Here is a 5,516-nt window from a genome sequence, read left to right as displayed (position 1 = left end):
ACGTGCACCCGGTGGCCGCCCGTCGCGGTCGTGTCCCGCAGCCGCAGCACGGCGGGCAGCAGGGTGAGCAGGTCGGCCGTGCTGCTCAGCCAGCCGCCGTCGGCCTCCACGCACAGATCGTCCGCCATCGGCCGGCCGGCCGCCGCGCGGGCCTCCTCCGCGGTGACCTCGCCCGCCTCCAGCAGCCGGGCGACCAGCCGCTCCGGCGGCGGGGCCAGGAACTCGGCGGCCACGTCCGTGCGGGACACCTTGGCGATGATCCGGCCGCCCTTGAGGCGGAACCGGACCAGCGCCGGGGTGATCAGCGGGAAGCCGGACGCCTCGACCAGGTCGACGCCGTGCCGCAGGAGCAGGTCCACCAGGGCGGACTCCTCCTCGGGGGCGCCGTGCCGGTACAGCAGGTTGACGCCGAAGGAGCCGCCCAGGCCCAGTTCCCCGGCCAGGTCGCGCAGCAGGCCGTCCACCTCGTCGAGGGGCAGGCCGCCGGTCCCCAGGAAGCCAAGCAGCCCGGCCTTGGCCGCCGCGCCCAGCATCTCGCGGCCCGAGATGCCGCCGTACAGGGCGCCCAACAGATACGCGCGCCGCAGACCGTACCGCTCGCGGAAGGTGGCGGCTCCGAGGGTGTCAGCCGTCGGGGCGGCAAAGGCCGCGGGTCGTACGGGGGGCGGCAACTGGCCGGAAGGAAGCTGCTCATCGAGTCGTTCCCCCGCTCCTGGGGCGGGCAGCGGCTCCGTGTTCTTCCTGATCTTGGCGACCAGATTGGTCAGGACCCGGCCCGGGCCCAGCTCCACGAACTCGAAATCGCCGTGGCCCATCAGCCGACGCACCGTGTCGGTCCAGCGGACCGGGGAGGCGATCTGTGCGGTCAGGGTCGCCTTGACGGCGCCGGGGGCGTACGGCTGCGCGTCCACGTTGGCCAGCACCGGGACGGCCGGGTTCCGCAGGGTGAAGCCGTCCAGGAAGCGGGCGAACTCCGCGGCGGTGTCGCGCATGTAGCGGGAGTGGAAGGGTGCGCTGACATTGAGCCGGACAGCGCGGACACCGGCCGACTCGAAGGCGGCGCGGGCGGCGTCGACGTGCTCGGCCGGACCGGACAGCACGAACTGGTCGGGGGCGTTGTGGTTGGCCAGGTCGAGCTCGTCGATGCCGGAGTCGGCGAGCACCCGCAGCACGGTCGCCTCGTCGCAGCCGACCACCGCGGCCATCCCGCCACCGCCGGCCTCCGCCATCAGGGCGCCGCGCCGCTGCACCAGGCGCAGCCCGGTCTCGAAGTCGAAGACGCCGGCGGCGAACAGGGCGGCGTACTCGCCGAGGCTGTGGCCGATCAGGTAGTCGGCCGGCTCGGGGTCCTCGGCGAGCCGGTCGAGGTAGGTCAGGACGCTGACGACGTAGAGCGCCGGCTGTGTGTACTCGGTTCGGCCCAGGCGGCGCTCCGGGTCGTGGACGCACAGTTCCTCGATCGAGTAGCCGAGCACGCGGTCGGCGATCGCGGTCTCCCGCGGGTACCTGGCGAACAGCTCCTTGCCCATCCCTCGCTGCTGAGACCCCTGACCTGGGAAACCGTAGACCTTCATGCCGTGTGCCTTCCTTGCCGTCTTCGCTGTCACCGGAGTCGGATGTGGATGTGTGATCGCAGTGGTGGAGGGGGAGGAGGCCGGTGCCGCGAGCGTCCGGGCCTGTTCCAGGACCCGTGGGTCGTGGCCGAACGGGCTGAGCAGCGGCAGCGAACGGGAGCGGTCACCCGCCGGGAGGTTGCCGCGGACGAAGTTGTGCAGGGTGCCCGAGGGACCGAGGTCGAGGTAGAGGAAGTCGCCGCGGGCCCGCATCGCGGCCATGGCCCGCTCGAACTCGATGGGTCTGCGGGCGACCTGCCAGAAGTGGTCGGCACCGGGCCGCTCGACGAGCCGTCCATCCACGCACGACACCCAGGGGATGCGCGGTGGGGCGAAGGTCACCCCGTCGAAGACGGCCCGGCACTCGGCGAGGACGCCGTCCATCAGGCTGGAGTGGTAGGCGTACTCGACCGGCACCCGCTGGTGCAGCACGTCGGCCGCGCGCAGGGCCGCCTCGGCCCGGTCCAGGTCCGCGTCGGTGCCCGCGACCACGATGTGGCCGGGGTAGTTGCGGGCGGCGACCTCGCAGCCGGGCAGCGCGGGGATCCGGTCCCGGCCGTCCGGGCGGGTGATGACCGCGAGCAGCCCGCCGCGCGGGCCCGCCGGCAGGCTCTCCGCCTGCCGGACGAGCAGCCGCAGGCATGTCTCGGCGTCGATGCTGCCGGAGACGACCGCGGCCGCGTACTCGCCGAGGCTGGAGCCGAGCAGGTAATCCGGCTCGATGCCGACCGCGCGCAGGGTCTCGACCAGGGCGAGTTCGATCATGACGATCGCCGGGTGGGTGAGCCGTGTGTCGATGAAGGGGTCGTTCTTGCGCCGGGCCGGGTCGAAGATCCGGGCGAGGACCGACTCGCCCAGCAGCCCGGCGGCGACGGCGTCGTACCGCCGCAGGGCCGTGCGGAACACCTCGTCGGACTCGAAGAGTTCCTCGCCCATGCGGTAGTACTGCGAGCCCTGCCCGGAGAACATGAAGACCACGGGCAGGCGCCCTGTGGGCGTCTCGATCATCGGGGGCGTCCCGTTGGCCGCGGTCATCGGTACATGTCCCAGAACAGGTCGGCCGCCGCCGACTGGGCAGGCGCGTCGGGCGCCTCGTAGGCGGTGCCCCGGATGACGACCGTGCGCTCCGACGGGGGCTGCGGCAGCGGCGCCCGGGCGGCGCGGTGGTCCGCCGGGGCCGGGGCGAGCAGCAGGTGCGCGTTGGTGCCGCCGTCGGCGAAGCAGTTGAGCGCGGCCCGGTCCGCGCCCGCAGGCCACGGGCGGGGCTCTCTCGGGAAGTACATCGCGGAGGCGTCCAAGTCGAAGTGCGGCAGGGGCTGCTGTCCGGAACGGAACGGCACCTGCTGCCGGTGGTGCAGCATCAGGACGACCTTGATGAACGCGGCGATGCCCTCCGCGGCCAGCGGATGACCGATGTTCGGCTTCACCGATCCGAGCGCGAGCCGCGTGGAACGGGCCGGGCCGGCGCCGTAGACACCCTCGATCGCCTTCAGTTCGAGCAGGTCGGTGACGGTCGAGCCGGAGGCGTTGGTCTCCACCCAGCCGACGTCCTGCGGCGCGCGGCCGCTGAGCGCCAGCGCCTCGGCCATCACGTCCTTCTGGGCCCGCAGGTTGGGGGTGGCGGGTCCGGCGGTGCGGCCGTCGTTGTTGATCGCGATGCCCTCCAGTACGGCGAGCACCCGGTCGCCGTTCGCCTGGGCCTGGGCCAGCGGCTTGAGGACGACGACGCCGACGCCCTCACCGAGCACCAGGCCGGCCGCCCGGCCGTCGAACGCGTGGAACTCCGGGCCGGGGTTGAGCAGCCCGCGCTGCCCGAACACCCGGTGCGCCCGGTCGTCCGCGAGCAGGCTCACACCGGCGACGACGGCCGACTCGACGGAACCCGTGCGCAGTGCCTGTACGGCCATGTCCATCGCCACCAGGGCGGAGGAGCAGGCGGTGTCCACCACCAGGCTCGGGCCCTGGAAGTCGAAGAACTGGGAGATGTTGGCCGCGAGGTAGTTCTGGCCGGTGACCACGACCGGGTTCTTGGCCCGCTCCAGGGCCGCCGGGTCGGGGGTGTGGGTGGCCCGGCCGCCGACGTACACGCCGACCCTGCGGCCCTTGAGGTCCGCCGGGCGGTAACCGGCGTGGTGCACGGCCCTGTCGACCTCCTCCAGCAGGAGCAGCGCCTGCGGGTCCATCGCCTTGACGTCCGCCTCGGACAGCAGGAACCTCTCGGGCGCGAACCGCAGCACCTCCGGCAGCAGCCCGGCGTGGTAACCGAGGGAGCGGCCGAAGCGGGAGTCCGGGACGGGACGCAGAGCCGTACGGCCGTCCCGCAGCAGCTCCCAGTAGGCGTCGGCGGAGTCGGCGTCGGGGAAGCGGCAGGAGAGGCCGACCACGGCTATGGCGTCGGTTCGCGGGTCGGGGATGTGGGAGGTGGTGCCTTGCTGGTGGACGGTGGCGGGTGGGTCGGAGGGTGTGTCGAAGGCCCAGACGGATGCCGGGGCTGCGGATTCCGACGGTGCCGGGGCCGCGGACTCCGGCCGTGCCTCAGCCTCGGGTGCCGTGCCGCCGGTCTCCGTGCCGCCGAACTCCGCGAGCAGCTCCGTCCGGTGCTCCTCGCCGAGATACGCCGCGAAGCCGTCCACCGTCGGGTGTTCCAGCAGGGCCGACGGGTCGACCGAGACGTCCAGGCGCTGGGCGACGGTCTGGACGAGCTGGGAGACCATGATCGAGTCCATGCCGTAATCATGGACCGGGACGTCCCCGGCCAGCTTGGCGCGGTCGAAGCGCAGTTCCGCCGCGAGCTGGTCGAGCAGCCAGGAGGCGACCGCCTCGACGGCGGCGCGCACGTCCGCGCCCGCGCCGGCCACCGGTCGTGGCGCGGCGGCCGGTGCGGTGGGCGTGGCGGCCGGTGCGGCGGGCGGGGTCTCCAGGCGCCGTGCCGTCAGGCGCTCGGCGCTGAACTCGGCGTCGGGGCGCGGCAGTACGGGCATCACGACCCGGGCGCCGCTCTCCAGCGCGCGGTCGAGCAGGGCCAGCCCCTGTGCGTCGGTGAGCGAGGCGAGGCCGGAGGCCTGGTAGGCGGCGCTGCGGGCCTCCCCCATGCCGGTGTCCTTCCAGCTCGGCCACTGCACGCTGACCAGGGGCAGGCCGTACGGGCGGGCCTCGGCCACCGCGTCCAGGTAGGCGTTGGCCATGGCGTAGTCGCTCTGGCCGACCGCGAGGGCGGGAACGGCGGCGGCGACCGACGAGTACAGCACGAACAGGCCGAGCGGCTCGTCTCGGAAGCACTCCAGCAGGGCGTCCAGGCCGAACACCTTCGGTGCGAGGACACGGGCGACGCCGGTCTGCGGCTTGCGGACGAACGCCGGGTTCTCGAAGTCGGTGAAGCCCGCGCTGTGGATCACGCCGCCGACCGGGCCGAGCCGCAGTCTGACGTCGGCGAGGACCTTGGCGAGCGCCTCCTTCTCGTCCAACGGCACGGCGATGGCCTCGAGTTCGACGCCCTGGGCGGCCAGTTCGGCGAGCGGGCGCAGCTTGCGGCCCAGCGGGCCGTCCTCGGCGATGTGCGCGGCCCACTCTGCGCGCGGCGGCAGCTCCTCGCGGCCGGTGAGGACCAGCTTGCGCACGCCGTGCCGGGCGACGAAGTGGCGCGCGGTGAGCAGCCCGAGGCCGCGCGTGCCGCCGGTCACCCACAGCACGTGGTCCGCCGGGAAGCTGAGTTCGGCGCGCTGTGCCCGCGGGGCCTCGGCAAACGTCGCCAGGTGGCGCACTCCCCCGCGGTAGGCGACCTCGGCGGGCTCACCGTCGGCGGACAGCTCCTCGGCGACCCAGCGGCACAGCTGCTCGTCGGTCGCGGCGCGGTCGATTTCCACGTGGCGGGAGCGGACGTGGCGGTACTCGCTCTGCAGCATC

Annotated in this window: 2 protein-coding genes; both read right to left on the bottom strand. The window is 73.5% G+C overall.

Going from position 1 to position 5,516, the window contains the following annotated elements; genetic code table 11:
- On the bottom strand, nucleotides 1–2,648 hold a 2,648-nt coding region (gene fabD, locus ACTWQJ_RS45575), incomplete at its 3' end, for an ACP S-malonyltransferase (protein WP_443312269.1).
- The coding region (locus ACTWQJ_RS45570; RefSeq protein WP_443312268.1) for a beta-ketoacyl synthase N-terminal-like domain-containing protein at nucleotides 2,645–5,516 on the bottom strand (2,872 nt) is incomplete at its 5' end. The genes ACTWQJ_RS45570 and fabD, both read right to left, overlap by 4 nt.

The sequence above is a fragment of the Streptomyces sp. KR55 genome (assembly GCF_052245645.1).
Classification (GTDB): Bacteria; Actinomycetota; Actinomycetes; order Streptomycetales; family Streptomycetaceae; genus Streptomyces; species Streptomyces flavusporus.
This window is presented reverse-complemented; position numbering and strand designations above follow the sequence as displayed.